Origin of the sequence: Enhygromyxa salina, from assembly GCF_002994635.1 — a bacterium.
GTDB lineage: Bacteria > Myxococcota_A > Polyangia > Nannocystales > Nannocystaceae > Plesiocystis > Plesiocystis salina_B.
In genome coordinates this window covers 1-14,964 of the sequence record NZ_PVNL01000080.1, presented here as the reverse complement: position 1 = coordinate 14,964, position 14,964 = coordinate 1, and the positions used below count along the sequence as shown (strand labels likewise).

Below are 14,964 nucleotides of genomic sequence, written 5' to 3'. Positions count from 1 at the left end.
CGTTATTTCGGCATGAAGTCGCGGTCGAGCACGGTCTTGCGACCGTCGGCTTTGGCGCGATCGATCGCCCGATCGGCCCAGTCGCGCAGCTTGTCCGACAGCACCTCGATCACCGCGTCCGATGTATTGCAGCCGCCTGCTGCTCGGACGTACTCCTTGAACGCTTTACTGATCACCAGCACGTCGCGCGGCAAGCTGGGGTCGCGGCGCTGAACTGGCGCGATTCGCCGCTTGCCAGACTTTCGCTGGGGTTCGGGGCCTGGCTTGGCTGCGGGCTCGCCCTCGCGGGCCGGCGCCGTCAGCTCTTCGGCGCTCGCCTCTCGGTGCCGTGCGATCGGCAAGTGGGCGTCCCAGCACTCCATGCTGCAGAACACCATGCCCGTCCGCGCGCGGTTGCAGGTCGAGACGCTGCAGACCAAGTAGGTCGAGCCGAACGCGATTGGCTTCTTGCAGCGGCTGCAGTTTCGCCATGGCGAGGAGGAGGGCTGGGCCATGCGGCGATGCTAGCAGGAGGTCCGGCGCGCGCGTTGATCTTCGGTCCAGCTCAGGCCGGGTTTCCGACTCGCTCGCAGCCGGTGATCGGGGTTGCAAGCCTGCCAGAATCGTCGCAACCTGTTTCCAGGTTGGTACACCCATGGTAATCGGACGCAAGGTCGCCAAGCCGAGGTTCCTGAGCTCACCCACCTTCGACGAGGTCGTCTGCGGCTACGGCGAGGCCCAGCAGCGCTACTCGTTCCGTGAATTCTGCGAGCTGCCGCTGTCTCGCCGGGTCGAGCTGTTGCTGGAGCACCCCCGCTATTTTCGCAACGGGCAGCTGATCAACAGCGCGGACGCGATGTCATTCGGTGGCTGACGGCCGTCATTGATCATACTCGCTGCGAGGGTCACGACAGCTCGTAGCGCTTGAGCTTGTCGTAGAGCGTGCGCAGGCCGATCCCGAGCGCGTCGGCGGCCTTGCGGCGGTTGCCGTCGTGGTGCTCGAGCGCGGCGAGGATCGCCTGCTGCTCGAGCTCGGCGAGGGTCGGCGGCGCGCCGTCACCCAGCGCTGCGTGGGCGCGGGCTTGGACACGCGCCGACCGGGGCCGGCCGGGCAGCGCAAACAGCAGCTCGCCGCCGAGCGCGTCGCCGTCGGCCAGGATCGCCGCGCGCTCGAGCGTGTTGGCCAGCTCGCGTACGTTGCCGGGCCAGCTCGCGGCCTCGAGCACGTCGTGGGCGTCGTTCGACAGGCGCAGCTGCGGGCGACCGAGCTCGCTGCCGATCCGCTGCAGCAGCCGAGTGGCGAGCGGCACGATGTCGCGCCGACGCTCCCGGAGCGCGGGCATGTGCACGGGGAACAGCGCGAGCCGATGATAGAGATCCGCGCGAAACCGGCCGGCTGCGATCATCGCCTCGAGGTCACAGTTGGTCGCCGCGATCCAGCGGACCTCGGCGCGAATCGTCTGGTTGCCGCCGACGCGCTCGAACTCTCGCTCTTGCAGGACCCGCAGCAGCTTGGCCTGGAGGTCGAGCTCGAGCTCACCGACTTCATCGAGAAAGAAGGTCCCCCCGGCGGCGAGCTCGATGCGACCGCGTCGGCGCGCGGCCGCGCCCGTGAACGCGCCCTTCTCGTGGCCAAACAGCTCGCTCTCGAGCAAGCTGGCCGACAGCGCCGCGCAGTTGACCGCGATGAAGGGCCCGTCGGCGCGGCGGCTCCACGCGTGCACGGCCCGGGCCGCGACCTCTTTGCCGGTCCCGCTCTCGCCCTCGAGCAGCACGGTCGCGTCGGTGACCGCGACCTTGCGCAGGGCGCCGACGACCGGATCCATGATCGGATCTCCGTAGCTGAGCGGGTCGGCGTCTGGGCGCTCGCGGGTGGCCTCGCGCAGGGCCTCGAGCCGCTGCCGCTCGAGCGCGCGCGCGACCAGCAGGCGCAGCTGCGTGGGGCTCTCGAGCGGCTTTTGCAGAAAGTCGAAGATCCCCAGCTTCATGGCCGCGACCGCGTCCGCGACCGAGCCGTGGGCGGTAAGCACGATCACGCCGAGCTCGGGCTGCTCGGCGCGGATCCGCCGGACCAGCTCCATGCCGCCGATGTGCGGCATCTTGAGATCCGTGAGCAGCAGCTGATAGGCCGCGGCCTCGAGCATGGCCAGCGCCGCGGCGCCGTCGCTGGCCTGGTCGACCTCGTAGCCCTGATCCTCGAGGGCCTCGGCCATGAACTCGCGCACGCCGTCTTCGTCATCGACGACCAAGATCCTGCTCATGCTGACTCCGTCCTGACGCGAACCGTGAAGACCGCCCCGCCGCCGGGGTTGTCGGTGACCGTGATCTCGCCCGCGTGGAGCTCGACGATCCGCCGCGCGACCGCGAGCCCGAGCCCGGTCCCCCGCGTGCGGGTGGTGTGGAAGGGCGCGAAGATCTGCTCGCGCTGATCCGCTGGGACTCCGGGGCCGCGATCACGGACCATGAACTCGAGCATGCCATGGGCCTGGGTGATCTCGACCTCGACCGGTTGATCGGGGGCGGCCTGCAGCGCGTTGTCGATCAGGTTGGCCAGGACCTGCTGCATGCGGGGGCCATCGAGTGGCCAGGTGCGCGGGGCCGACGAGGTGATCAGCTGGACCCGGTCGCGGTCGAGGTCGATCGCCGCGGACTCGACGATCGCCACCGGGCTGGTCCTCTCGCGGACGATCTCGCCGACCCGGACGAACGCGAGCAGGCCGTGGGTCAGATCCTCGAGCCGGCGGGCCTCGCTGACCACCCGCTCGGCCTTCCGCTGGGCGCGGGGGTGTGCGGGGGAGCCCTCGAGCTGCTCGACCAACAGCTGCGCGTGGCCCTTGAGCGAGGCCAGCGGGTTGCGCAGCTCGTGCGCGAGCACGGCCGACATCTCGCCGAGCGCCGCGAGCTGGCGCTGCGCCGCGAGCCGCTGCTCGGCGCGCTCGGCCTGGTGCGACAGCCGCCAGAACCCCAGCGAGGCCAGCAGCATCAGGGCGGCTCCGGTGACGCCCACGCCCAGCTCGCGCCGCGATCGCGTGAGCAGCTCGGCCCGCATGATCGGCTCGAACTCGACAATCAAGTGACCGGGCGGACCCGGGCGAGCTGGCGGCGGGCCGAGGTGATCGGGAGGCGGACCGCGACGCTCGGGCGGACCCAATCCAGGTCCGCCGTGACGGTGTGCCCCCGGGGCGAGCGGCACGACCACGATCACGACCTCACCGAGCTCGACGACCTCATCGTGGGCCAGGCCCTTCAGCTCCGCCGGGTCGAGCGAGCGGCTGGGGGTCCCGATCCGCGGACCCGAGCCGTCGGCGTGCAGCACGGCGACGTAGCGGATCCCGAGCTCGAGCTGCTCGAGCTGCTCGAGCTCGGCGACGACCGCCTCGAGCTCAGCCTGAGTGGGGTCGCGCTTCCAGCCGTGTTGGATGTCGGACAGCCCGCTGCGGATCACAGCCGCCTGCCCGCGGGTCACCGCCTCGGACAGCGCGCGCGCGCCCAGGAAAGAGGACAGCGTGACGCTGACCAGCACGATCGCCAGGCTCAGCCCGACCGCCAAGAAGCCCACGCGAATTCGCTGCGAGGGCCGGGCGCGCCGCGGGGTCGTGGTCTCGAACAACGAGGGAGCCATGCTACACCGTGGGTTCCTCGCTCAGGGCATGCCGCCGGGCATCGGCCCCGCGTTGGGGGTCGGGGTGCCCGCGTAGCAGCCGAGCACGTAGGGAAACCCGCTGGTCGCGTGGTAGTGATAGTCGCCGCCGGGTCCGACGTGGCCGTTGCAGCGGTCGAGCACGCTGGGATCGGCGCTGGGTTGATAGGCGTAGTTGTCCCACGCGTTGGTCGTGGGATCGCCCGTCTGCACCCAGCCCGACCGATACTCGACGACCTCGCTGCAGTCCGCGTCGACGCAGCCGACGGCGCCGTGGATCGGAAACCCGTCGAAGCTGTAGCCGACCACGGGCGAGGGCTGATCCGGACCGACCTCCTGGGTCAGACACTCGATCAGCAGCGTGTGGTAGTGGTAGTCCCCGGCGTTGGCCGTGTGGCCCCCGCAAAAATCGACGATCATGTTGTAGACCGGGTCGCCAAATGGGTCTGGGAACGGCCCTTCGTTGGGCCCATAAAACGGCAGACCGTTGACGGCGGCGCCGACCGGCCCCAGCAGCGGGATCTCGCTGGTCTGGGCCGCGACACTGGGGAACTGCGGGAACCGCCAGGTCCAGTCCTGCTCCTCGAGGGGGTTGGGCGTCAGCTCGACGAACTCGTAGCCGGGGATTCCGTTGGACTCGACGATGACCTCGTCACCCTCGCAGTGGACCGCGAGGTAGGGATCCGCGTACGCGTCGTTGGCTGGATCGGGGCTGACCGGCGGGAAGTCCTCGGCTGGACAGTCGTCGCCCGAGTCGGTGTCGCTGGTGTCGCTGGTCGAGTCGTCGGTGCTCGTGTCGGTCGCGCTGCCGGTCTCCCAGCCATCGTCAGCGGCGTCGGTCGCCTCGCTGTCGAGCGAGCACGCGGTGATCGAGAGCAGGCACAGGGCAGGGGCGAGCATGGACTTGCAGGTCACGCAGCTGCGGCAAAGCAAGTCGCGTACCACCGCGGTGGTCGCTTGTTCTGGCCAGGTACCATGCACGCGGATGCGAGACTCGCAGTCGAGCGTGCCGACTCCGCATGCCCGGATCGACACGTGACATGGCGTGCCCCGATCGCGATCGCCAATGGTGATATTCGGGGCATGTTCGAGAGAGTGTGCGCATAAATCACGCGAACACGCGCTGCGCCGCCTGAGGACTCGCCAGCCGAACAGCGATTCGGGCTGAGTTGGGCCGGGTGGCGGGCGTTCCTCGCGAGCGAAGACACGCTGCCACACGCCCGTGGGCGCACGCCTTGCAGCTTGCGCGATGCACGAGCGGGGTCAGTGTCTGAACGCGAACCGTCTCACTCCTGCTCTGTGTATAGAAATCCGAGCCATGCCGAACTCCAAGGTGCTCCTCAAGAACATCCGCAAGGTCCTCGATGAGATCGAGCTCGTTCGGGCCGACGCCGACCGCAAGCAGCTCAACTTCACCGCCGTCGACGAAGGCATGCTGGTCCGCAAGTACGCCCGGGCCCACGCGCCGATGATCATCTTCCAGGCCTGGAACAGCGAGGCCTCGCCCGGTGGGGCCGTCAGCTACACCTTCGGCGTGCACAACCCCGACAGCGTGGAGGCGACCTGGCTGTACGGCTACGCCTACGTGGGCCCCGCCAATTTCGTGACCAGCGTGGGGGAGGCCGTGAGCGCTCGTGATCGCCGGTTTGCCAACCTCAGCGCGCCACGGTTTCCGGGTCAGCAGATCGACCCACTCTCGACCGTGCACCTGAAATTCTCGATGCCCATCCCCAGAAACATCGAGAAATCGACCTATCAGGGCAATACCATGCTGTTTCAAGCTGACTGGCATGACGTTGGCCAATACCTCGATCGCGGGTTTTGGTCGTTCGACGTGGCTTGAACTTGCGCTTGATCTAACAAATATTGCCGCGCCCGGCTGCGCTGCGCCTCGCGACGTCGGGCTCTCGAGCTCGGGTCCGGACGCTTGCCTGGCTCGGGCGCGGCTGCGAGCTTCGCGGGTGGCACGACTTGTGCTTTGTGGTCAGGCGTGTCGTCCTCGCGGTGTCCCGTCGTCCTGGTGTGTGCGTGCCTGCAGCTGGTGCTCGGTTGCGATGCTGACGAGGGGCTTGGCGAGGACCCGGTCGCCCCGTCCACCTCCTCGGTCGCGCCCAGCTCCGCGACCTGGGTGCTCGACTGGGCGCCTGGCGACGCGCAGCCGCTCGCCAGCGGCTGGACAGGCGTCAACGATCTCGGCTTCACGGTCACCGTCGAGGCCGGCTGGATCGGCAGCTGGGGGGCGAGCTTGGTCCAGTGCGCCGACGCCCGGGTCGCCGACGCTGGCCTGGCTGTGGCCACGCCCGGGCTGGTTGCCCGCGGCCACGCGAGCGGCGTCGACGATCTCTCGGCCGAGGTGTTCGACCTCGTCGAGTCGCTGACCGAGCTGGGCGTCGCGCGTGGGGAGGCGCGCGAGCTCGACGGCGCCCGCTACTGCGCTGCCCACTATCTGCTGGCCCCGCTCAGCGTGCTCAGTGCGGGCGTCGAGCAGGCCGAGCGCGAGCTCGACGAGCACGCACGAGCGCTCGAGCTCGGGGGGGCCAGCGTGCTGATCATCGGCAGCTGGACGCATCCCTCGCGCGGGGCGGGGACGTTTGTCATCCGCAGTGACCAGGCCTACGGGAAGATCCTCGAGCTCGAGCTCGACGCCGACTGGGACGCGGGCGATCGCTCGCGCGTCGACCTGGTCATCCGTCGCCCGCTCGACGCCATGTTTGACGGCGTCGACTTCGAGCTCGACCCGGCCGACGACGCCGGGTGGACCGTCCTCGGCAACCTGGCGCGGGGGACCAGCGTCACCGTCGAACCGGGCGACGCTCGCGCGTCCGAAGGTTGAGCGAACCGCCTCGCCGACGGGTCCGTCCGCGCGGTCTGGAACCCCCGTCGATCGCCTGATAAGGTCCGCGCGCGACGTCCCTGGGTCGCAGCACCCGGACCACACCAAGGCCAGCCGTGGAGTTCAACTCGCTCGAGTACCTGCTCTTGCTGCTCGTCGCGAGCTTGCTGTTCTTTGGGGCTGGGTACCGCGCGCGGCTGGTCATCCTGATCGCCGCCAGCTTGGTGTTCTACGCGGCCTGGAACGTGCCGCTGGTCAGCCTGATCGTGATCTCCGCGGTCATCGACTACACGGCTGGGCGGCTGCTCGGGCGCGAGGGGCCCGACCACGGCGACGATCGAGCACGCCGCCGCAAGCTGATCTTGGCGGTCAGCCTGGCCGTCAACCTGGGGCTGCTCGGCTACTTCAAGTACGCCAATTTTTTCCTCGACAACGTGCACGAGCTGTTTGGGCTGGGCGATGAAGCCAGCTTCATCGACGTGGTCCTGCCCCCCGGGATCAGCTTCTACACGTTCCAGACCATGTCCTACACGATCGACGTCTATCGCCGGAAGCTCCGGCCGACGGACTCGTTCTTGCGCTTCTTCTTGTACGTCAGCTTCTTCCCCCAGCTGATCGCCGGCCCGATCGAGCGGGCCGGGCACTTGCTGGTCCAGTTCGACCAGGCCGCGACCCGCCCGTTTCGCGTCCAGAACCTGGTGAGCGGCGGCCAGATGATTGTCTGGGGCGTGTTCAAGAAGGCCGTGATCGCCGATCACTGCGGGCTGCTGTGTGACCAGATCTATCAAAACCCCGGCCAGTACGACGGCTGGAGCGCGTTGATCGCGACCTACGCGTTCACCCTGCAGATCTACTGCGACTTCTCGGCCTACAGCGAGATCGCCCGGGGCTCGGCCCGGATCTTCGGCGTCGACTTGATGGTCAACTTCGACCAGCCCTACCTGACCACCAACATCGGCGCGTTCTGGCGGCGCTGGCACATCTCGCTGTCGAACTGGTTTCGCGACTACGTCTACATTCCCCTCGGCGGCAACAAGCAGGGCAAGCGGCGCACGCTCATCAACCTGACGATCACCATGTTCTTGTCGGGGCTGTGGCACGGGGCCGCGTGGACCTTCGTGGTCTGGGGCCTGTTTCATGGCCTGCTGCTGTTGATCAACGCCCAGCTCGGTGATCGCTTCGCCAGGCTGCTGCCCAAGGGAAGGGTCGCCTGGCTCGGCGCGCTGATCGCCTGGTTCGTCAATTTTCACCTCGTCGTGATCGGCTGGATCTTGTTTCGCGCCGCCGACATGCGTCAGTTTGGCGAGATCACCGTGGGGATCGCCAAGGACCTCGCGCTCGCCATGATCGGCTTTGGCCACGGCCCCAGCACCGAGCAGACCCTGTTCATCGTGTTCACCTTCGGGTTCGTGCTGGTCTCGTACTTCGATCGCAAGTTCGCGCTGCTCGAGCGGGTCTGGAGCTCGCCGACCACGGCCTCGGTGTTCGCCAGCGCGCTGATCGTCGCAACCTTGCTGCTGGGCCTCGCCGAGGGTCCAGCCTTCATCTACTTCCAGTTCTAGCCCGCCATGAGCCAGCCCCCACGCACACGCAAGCAGCCCTCGAGCGAGGTGCACTGGCGACGTGGTGAGGTCGTGGACGCGGGCGAGGGTTCGGGCGGCGGATCCAGCTCGCCGTGGACGCGGATCTTCACCGTGATCGCGCTCTTGTTCCTGTTTGATCTGGTCCTCGGTCACGGCATGACCCCGGCCGACAACACCCCCACGCCCGAGGACCGCCGCGGGCTACGACGGGTCTTGCGGATGGCCGCCGATGATCCGGGCCGCTCGGTCTTGCTGATCGGCGACTCGGTGATCGCGGGCGACGTCATGGCCGGCCACGTGCAGGGCTGGGAGCGGCAGCGGGTGATCGACCACATGGCCGCGGAGCTGGCCGCCGAGACCGAGCTCGGGCTGCATCAGATCGCCCTCGATGGAATGCTGCCGATCGACATCGAGCACGTCGTCGCCGAGCTCGATCGCGTCGACCCCGAGGGCCGCGTCGAGGTCGTGCTCGAGCTCAACCTCCGTTATTTCTCGGCGGCCTACGCCGAGCAGCACACCTGCTCGCGCGAGGTCCTGTGCGAGCTCGCGCCCACGCTCGCGGCAGGATCTGGCGGGACCTTGGACTACGCCTGGCGCGGGTTGGCCGAGGGGGCCGGCTGGATCGATGACGTGCTGCTCGACAGCGCGCCGGTCCACCGTCGTCGCGTCGCGCTCGGTGAGCGGCCGCGGCTCGACGAGGTCTACGGCCTGGCGGTGCCCCGCGTGTCCGAGCGCGCCGACGCGGGTGAGGTCGACGCCGCCCTCGTGCACGCGCAGGCCCAGGCCGCCGGTCGGGTGCTCGAGCACTACCGGTCGGCGACGCTCAGTCCAGCGGGTGGCGCGAGCGCCCAGGTCGACGCGCTGCGCCGGACCCTGGCGCGCCTGCACGATCGCGGGCGACGTGCGCTGATCTTCGTGACCCCGCTGGCCGACGCGTTCGCCGAGCAGGCGACCCCCGGGCCCCAGCTCGGCGCGCTGCACAGCCAGATCGGCGCCCTCGTGCACGAGCTCGCCGACTCGCGGCTGCGCTTCGTCGATCTGGATCACCCGCTGTTCGTCGACGATCTGTTCATCGATCACTGCCACCTGTGGCCCAGCGGCAACCGCTTGCTGGCCCTCAACCTGCTTCATGAGCTGTCGGCCCCGATGCGCAGCCGCCCGCCCGAGGCCGCGATGGTCGTCGCCGAGGACTTCGATCAGACCCTGGTCTCGCGGGTCGACCAGGGCTACGCCGAGGGCGCCGCCTGGCAGGCGCTGTTCGACACGCCCGATGGGATCGACGCCAGCGACGACGCCAGCTGGATCGTCGTCGCCGACACCCAAAACCACATGCTTCGGCAGCTGCGCGGGCACATGCGGGTGGTCGAGCCGCTCGCGGGCCAGCCCGGCAAGCGCGGGAGTCTGGATGGGTCGAGCACTCGCGCCGCGACCCTGTACCGGCCGCGGCACCCCACGATCATCGGCGACGCGGTGGTGTTCATCGACGGGCTTCGGCGCGAGCGGGTGAGGATCGTCGAGCATGCCAAGCGGGTCGACCACGGCCGCGTGCGCACCCTGACCTGGGAGGGGCCGCACTGCTCGGCGTATCGGCGGCTCCGGGCCAGCGAGGGGATGCTCTACCTGCTGTGCGACGACGGGCGCTTGCTCGGTGTCGGGCTCGAGGTCGCGGTCGGTTCTCCCGCGAGCGTCGCCGGGGAGGCCAGCGAGCTGCTCGCCCCGTTCTTGGCGCCCGCATGGGCGCAGGCTGGAGCTGCTCAGCTGGAGCCCGAGCCGACGTCGGCCGAAGCGACGTCGGCCGAAGCGGCGCCCGTTGACGCGACGTCGGCCGAAGCGACGCCGGCCAAGCTGGCGCCCGTCGAGCCCCCGCCGCAGCTCGCTCGGCCGCACCGGTTCGACGTCGCGCCGGGTGGCCGGCTGTTCTTCTCGGATCAGCACCAGCGGATCTGGGAGGCCAAGCTGACCGACGACGGCGCCGCGCTGGTCGACGATCCGCAGCTCGCGTTCGCCAACACCAGCGCGTCGCTGTTGCCGTGGGAGGATCGCGAGACCTTTCCGTTCGACTTCGATCAGCTCGGGCTCGCGGCGATCAGCGATCTGCGCTGGGTCGAGCGCTACGGCGGCTTGCTGATCGCCGACGAGCACCCGATCGCGCCCAAGAAGGCCGACCCACGGATCGAGCGAGAGCTGAGCGAGCGCGTGCACCTGCGCTTGTTCGACCTCGAGGCCGGCCAGATCTACCCGTGGGTCAAGCCGATCCCGCACGGCGAGGCCTACTCGCTGTGGAACGCCCGGGCCAACGCCGTCGTGTCGTACTTCCACCGCGGCAGCTACGTCGTCGCGCAGAACGACGCCTCGCTGATCTGGATCGAGCGCGATCGTTCACGGCTGTTCCGCTTGTCCGACGGTCTGCTCGGGCTGATCAAGTTCGGCAACCGCAACGGTCTGTGGGCGAAGGTCGAGCTCTATGACACGATCGCCAACGTCGCCCCCGACGCAGCGCTCAACGCCTATCGGCCTGACCGCTACTTTGACGAGCGCTTCGATCCCTTCACCCGCGCCGGGCCGTACTTGGGCGTCATGGTCGGATCGTCGCTCACGACCCTCGTCGATCGGATCGGCAATTACTCGCTCGGTCGCCGGCTCGAGCTCGAGCTGCAGCGCGAGCTCGGCTACCGCGACAACCTGCGCCTCGACCTGTTTCAGCGGACTGCGCCTTCGGCCTCACTGAAGAGCGAGGTCGGCATGATCGACAAGTTGATCTCGGCGGGGGTCGGGTTCGACGTGATCTTCGTCGAGATCAACGATCACCGCGGCCGGTTCTTGCGTGACACGCCCAAGCGCAAGGACTGGCTCGCGCAGCTGTCTCGACTCGAGCGCCTGGCCAGCAAGTCGGGCGCGCTGGTGATCCTGTTCGACAACTCCGCGCTCGACGCTGACGGCCGCGACGGCCTGCGGGCCAGCGCGGCGTCGACCCACGAGTTGCTCGACGCCGGGCGCATGCTCGGATTCTTGGTGCTCGAGCCCACCGATCGAATGCTGCGTGATCTGTTGGTCGAGTCGCCGTGGGGGACCCAGCCGTGGGGCCACTCCGAGCACCACGGGGCACCCTACGCGATCGATCGCACCGCCGAAGTGCTGGCGCAGCTCAGCTACCCGCGGATCAGCCGGTTCCTCGCCGGGCGCGAGCCGGCCCACCGCCGGCCGCTCGAGCGCGGGACCAAGCGAGGCAAGCGGCTGGCGGACGCGTTCGAGGGCCTCGAGCTCGACACCAGCGCGCTGCCCGAGGTCGCGCCCACGTACCTGCAGCAGACCTACGACGCCGGGCACGTCCAGGTGTTCGTCGATCTGGCCGGGTTCGCCAAGCTCGGGCGCAGCGAGGCCGAGCTCGATCGAATCGCCGCCGCCGTCGTCGTCGGTGTGCTCGACGGTGAGGCCTACGGTCAGCTCGCCTCGAAGATCACCGTGACGCTGGTCGAGTTCGACAACTACGACGAATACGGCGAGGGCGTGCTCGAGTCGGCGACCACCAGGTGGAGCGAGACGTTCAAGGCGGCGACGCTCGCCGAGTTTCTGGGCCGCGCAGCGGCACCCTGACGCATTTGGCTGGCCTGGCGCGTGCGCTTGTGGCTTGATTGCGGCATGCGCCGGTTCGAGTACAAAGACGCCAAGTCGCACAAGTTTTGGGAGATCGAGATCGAGGGCGACGCCTTCACCGTCCGCTATGGCAAGTTCGGCACTGATGGTCAGGTCCAGACCAAGACCTTCGCGTCGAGCGTCAAGGCCGAGGCCGAAGGTGAGAAGATCATCAAGTCCAAGACCAAGAAGGGCTACGCCGAGGTCGAGGTCGACGCCAAGACACAAGCCAGCGCCGAGGCCAAGACCGCGCCCGCGGGCGCCCGCAACAGCGAGCTCGAGGCCGCGATCGCCGACGCGCCCGAGGACCTCGGCGCCTGGCAGGTCTACGCCGACTGGCTGCAGGCGCAGGGCGACCCGTGGGGCGAGCGGATCAGCCTGGGCTTGCAGCGCGAGCGGGCCAAGGGCGCGACCAAGACCAAGCTGACCAAGACGATCACCAGCTACGAGGCCGACCACGCCGAGGCGCTGTACGGAAAGGCTCTCGTCGCGCTGATGAAGAAGGACTTCGCCGAGGTCGCCGACGTGAGCGCGCCATTTGGGCCGATCGTGACCGCGACGGTCAAGACGCCCGAGTACGACTGGAGCGGCACCGCGCCGAATACCGTGCTCGCGGCCCTGGTCAAGTCGCCCGCGGCCCGGCTGCTGCGCGAGCTCGACATTGGGATGCTCGATCACGAGTATCCGGTGTCGCTGGCCAAGGGCATCGAGGCGATCACCAAGGTCGGCAAGCTCGAGAACCTGCGCGCGCTGTTCATCGGTGACTTCGAGTATCCCGACGAGAACGAGATCAGCTGGGTCGCCGTCGGCAACGTCGCCAAGGTCTTGCCCGTGGTCCCGCGGCTGCGCTCGCTGCGGCTGCGGGGCGCCGAGATCAAGCTTGGCGTGCTCGATCACCCGACCCTCGAGTGGCTGACGATCGAGACCGGCGGGCTGCCCTCGGGCGCGGTCGCCAGCGTCGGCAGCTGCAAGCTCCCGCAGCTGACCCGCATGGAGGTGTGGTTTGGCCGGGACGAGTACGGTGGCAACGGCAAGTGCAGCCAGCTGACCGGGCTGTTTGGCGGCGCAGGGCTGCCCAAGCTCGAGCACCTCGGCCTGCAGAACAGCGAGTTTCAAGATGACATTGCGATCGCGCTGGCCAAGTCCAAGCTGCTCGCGCAGCTGACCAGCGTGGATCTGTCGATGGGGACCATGCACGAGCCCGGGGCCCGGGCGATCCTGGCCAACGCGGACAAGTTCTCGAAGCTGCGCAGCTTGGATCTGAGCGATAACTATATTCCCGATGATCTGTGCGCGCAGCTGCGTACCGCGCTTGGCGAGGTCGTGATGATCGGCGAGCAGCGTGAGCCAGACGACTGGGGCGACGGCGAAGATCGGTATTACTCTTCGGTCGGTGAGTGATCCGCTGCGGGTGCTGATAATTGGTAACCTCGACAATCGCCGGGTCACCGGGTTTGTCGAGGCGCTCGCGCGAGCTGGGCAGCCGGCTCCGATGTTGCTGTCACACCGTGAGCTGGTCGCCGATCCGGGCGTGCTCGCGGCGGTGCCGGATCAGCCGCTGGCGGTCCGGATCGACGCGTGCGGTGAGGACCCCGAGGTCGAGCGCGCGCTGCTCGAGCTCGGCGCTGAGGTGCTGACGGATGACGGTGGTTGTGAGCGGGTGACGCGAGCGCAGCTGGCCGCCGCGCCGCCGCGGTTCGGGCAGATCGTCGCGCCGCGTCAGCACCACGCTGGCTTCATCGCCTACCTCGAGCGGCTCGATGAGGTGTTCGCGGCGCGGCCGAGCTGGCGGGTGCTCAACCCGGTCGCGGATCTGCGGGTGCTGTTCGACAAGCGCGAGACCTCGCGTCGCTACGCCGCGCTGGGGATCCCCGTGCCCGACGCGCTGCCCGGGCTGGCCAAGGTTCAGACGCCCGCGCAGCTGCGTGAGGCGATGGTCGCCGCGCGCTGGCCGGCCGTGTTCGTGAAGGTGTCTTGCGCGTCGTCGGCCTCGTGTCTGGCGCTGTATCGCTACGCGTCCAGGCGCCCCGTGGGGCAGCGCGATGATCTGTTGACCACGGTCGCAACCACGCCGCATGGGCGCTTCAACTCGCTGCGCTTGCAGCGGCTGCGCGAGCGCGAGGCGGTCGATGGGTTGCTCGGGTGGTTGCTGCGTGAGGGGGTGCAGATCGAGCGCGCCGTAGCCAAGGCCCGGCTGGACGAGCGGGTATTTGATCTGCGGGTCGTGGTGATCGCCGGGGAGCCGGCGTTTTGTGTGGTGCGCCAGAGCCGGCACCCGATCACGAATCTGCATCTTGGCGGGCAGCGGGGCGATCTAGAGGCGCTGAAGCGGCGGGTGCCCGAGGCCGCGTGGGCGGCCGCGATGCGCAGCTGTGAGCGCGTGTTTGGGGCGCATGGGTGCCTGCACGTTGGGGTGGATCTGCTGCTCGAGCCGGGGTTCGAGCGCCATCGGATCATCGAGGCCAACGCGTTTGGGGATCTGCTGCCTGGGCTCACGCGTGGGGGGAAGAGCGTGTACGCGTGGGAGATCGACGCGCTCGCGCGCTGAGCTGGGGATTGGGTTTGTGGTGTTCGCGCTGGGGCGGCGCTTGATTGGGCGTTGGTTTGGGTGTCTTCAGCTCGGGTCAGGCTTCTGACCCGCTTGCAGGCGCCATTCGTAGACTGGTTCACCTTGGGCAGCGAACTGTCATGGGTCCGCGTGACGTGGCAGGGTTGACAAGTGCTCACGATCCTCGAGGTCAGTAACTTCGTTGACCCGCGCGCGAGCGAACGGCAGCGCGCGGGCGCGGGGCGGGTTCGCTGGGTGATCGTCAGGCCCGGGGAGGGGACGTGGACGCAGGCGCATGGGCGCGAGCTGCTGATCGAGCATGTCGAGGGGCGGCGTGTTGGAAACGCGGAGCAGCGGGTGTTGGGGTCGGCGGCGCGGCTGCGGGCGCTGGTTCAGCTGCATCGACCGTCGGTGATCGTGTGCGGGTCTCCGGCGTTGATGCCGGCGCTGGTGCACATGTCGGGGTTTCGGCTGGCGCCGCGCCCGGCGTTGATCGGGGCGTGGCAGGCGGACGTGGCCGGGGCGCTGGTGCGGCGCGAGCTTGGGCGTGTGGATCGTCGGCTCGCAAGCGTGGGTGCGCGGGCGCTCGGGTGGTGGACGGAGCAGGGGTTGGGGAGCTTGGACGCGGTGGTGGTGGGGAGTCGCAGCGCCGCGCGGGAGCTGTGGGGGCGGGGGCTGGATCGGATCTTCGTGGCGCCGCGTGGGGTCGATCTCGAGCGGTTTTCGCCGGACTTGGATGGGTCGGGGC

12 protein-coding genes are annotated in these 14,964 nt (G+C 68.8%); 8 read left to right on the top strand and 4 right to left on the bottom strand.

The window, feature by feature from the left end:
• Nucleotides 1-2 precede the first annotated feature (2 nt).
• Nucleotides 3-494, bottom strand: coding sequence for a histone H3 family protein (locus ENSA7_RS20765; protein WP_106091059.1), 492 nt, complete (start codon nucleotides 492-494; stop codon nucleotides 3-5).
• A gap of 140 nt (nucleotides 495-634) precedes the next feature.
• On the opposite strand from ENSA7_RS20765, the gene ENSA7_RS20760 reads away from it, so the two are divergent.
• Nucleotides 635-853 (top strand): hypothetical protein, encoded by a 219-nt coding sequence (locus ENSA7_RS20760; RefSeq protein WP_106091058.1) that lies wholly within the window; start codon nucleotides 635-637, stop codon nucleotides 851-853.
• Nucleotides 854-884: 31 nt separating this feature from the next.
• Here the strand turns inward: ENSA7_RS20760 and ENSA7_RS20755 are convergent, their stop codons facing one another.
• From ENSA7_RS20755 to ENSA7_RS20745, 3 genes are read right to left on the bottom strand one after another with little or no spacing between them, the layout of a single operon-like run.
• Entirely contained in the window at nucleotides 885-2,240 is a 1,356-nt protein-coding gene (locus ENSA7_RS20755) for a sigma-54-dependent transcriptional regulator (protein ID WP_106091057.1), read from the bottom strand.
• Nucleotides 2,237-3,601 carry a sensor histidine kinase gene (locus ENSA7_RS20750; RefSeq protein ID WP_106091056.1) on the bottom strand — a complete coding sequence of 455 codons (1,365 nt, stop codon included), beginning with the start codon at nucleotides 3,599-3,601 and terminating at the stop codon, nucleotides 2,237-2,239. Before ENSA7_RS20750 ends, ENSA7_RS20755 begins: the two co-directional genes overlap by 4 nt.
• 21 nt (nucleotides 3,602-3,622) lie before the next feature.
• Nucleotides 3,623-4,519, bottom strand: coding sequence for a YHYH protein (locus ENSA7_RS20745; protein ID WP_146157936.1), 897 nt, complete (start codon nucleotides 4,517-4,519; stop codon nucleotides 3,623-3,625).
• A gap of 418 nt (nucleotides 4,520-4,937) precedes the next feature.
• Here ENSA7_RS20745 and ENSA7_RS20740 point away from each other — a divergent pair, with 418 nt between their 5' ends.
• The 7 genes from ENSA7_RS20740 to ENSA7_RS20710 all read left to right on the top strand — a co-directional run.
• Nucleotides 4,938-5,462 carry a hypothetical protein gene (locus tag ENSA7_RS20740; protein ID WP_106091054.1) on the top strand — a complete coding sequence of 175 codons (525 nt, stop codon included), beginning with the start codon at nucleotides 4,938-4,940 and terminating at the stop codon, nucleotides 5,460-5,462.
• A 147-nt stretch (nucleotides 5,463-5,609) separates the two neighbouring features.
• A complete protein-coding gene (locus ENSA7_RS20735; RefSeq protein WP_106091053.1) occupies nucleotides 5,610-6,452 on the top strand; it encodes a hypothetical protein in 843 nt (280 codons plus the stop codon).
• A 116-nt stretch (nucleotides 6,453-6,568) separates the two neighbouring features.
• Nucleotides 6,569-8,014: an MBOAT family O-acyltransferase gene (locus tag ENSA7_RS20730; protein ID WP_106091052.1), complete on the top strand. Its 1,446-nt coding sequence runs from the start codon at nucleotides 6,569-6,571 to the stop codon at nucleotides 8,012-8,014.
• Between the two features lie 6 nt (nucleotides 8,015-8,020).
• Entirely contained in the window at nucleotides 8,021-11,629 is a 3,609-nt protein-coding gene (locus tag ENSA7_RS20725) for an NHL repeat-containing protein (protein WP_146157935.1), read from the top strand.
• Nucleotides 11,630-11,674: 45 nt separating this feature from the next.
• On the top strand, nucleotides 11,675-13,069 hold the full coding sequence (locus tag ENSA7_RS20720; protein ID WP_106091050.1) for a WGR domain-containing protein: 1,395 nt from the start codon (nucleotides 11,675-11,677) through the stop codon (nucleotides 13,067-13,069).
• Nucleotides 13,062-14,216, top strand: a complete 1,155-nt coding sequence (locus ENSA7_RS20715) for an STM4014 family protein (RefSeq protein ID WP_106091049.1) — start codon at nucleotides 13,062-13,064, stop codon at nucleotides 14,214-14,216. The genes ENSA7_RS20720 and ENSA7_RS20715 overlap by 8 nt, the downstream gene beginning before the upstream one ends.
• Nucleotides 14,217-14,387: 171 nt before the next feature.
• Nucleotides 14,388-14,964 (top strand): glycosyltransferase (locus ENSA7_RS20710; protein WP_146157934.1); only part of this gene is annotated, 577 nt, incomplete at its 3' end.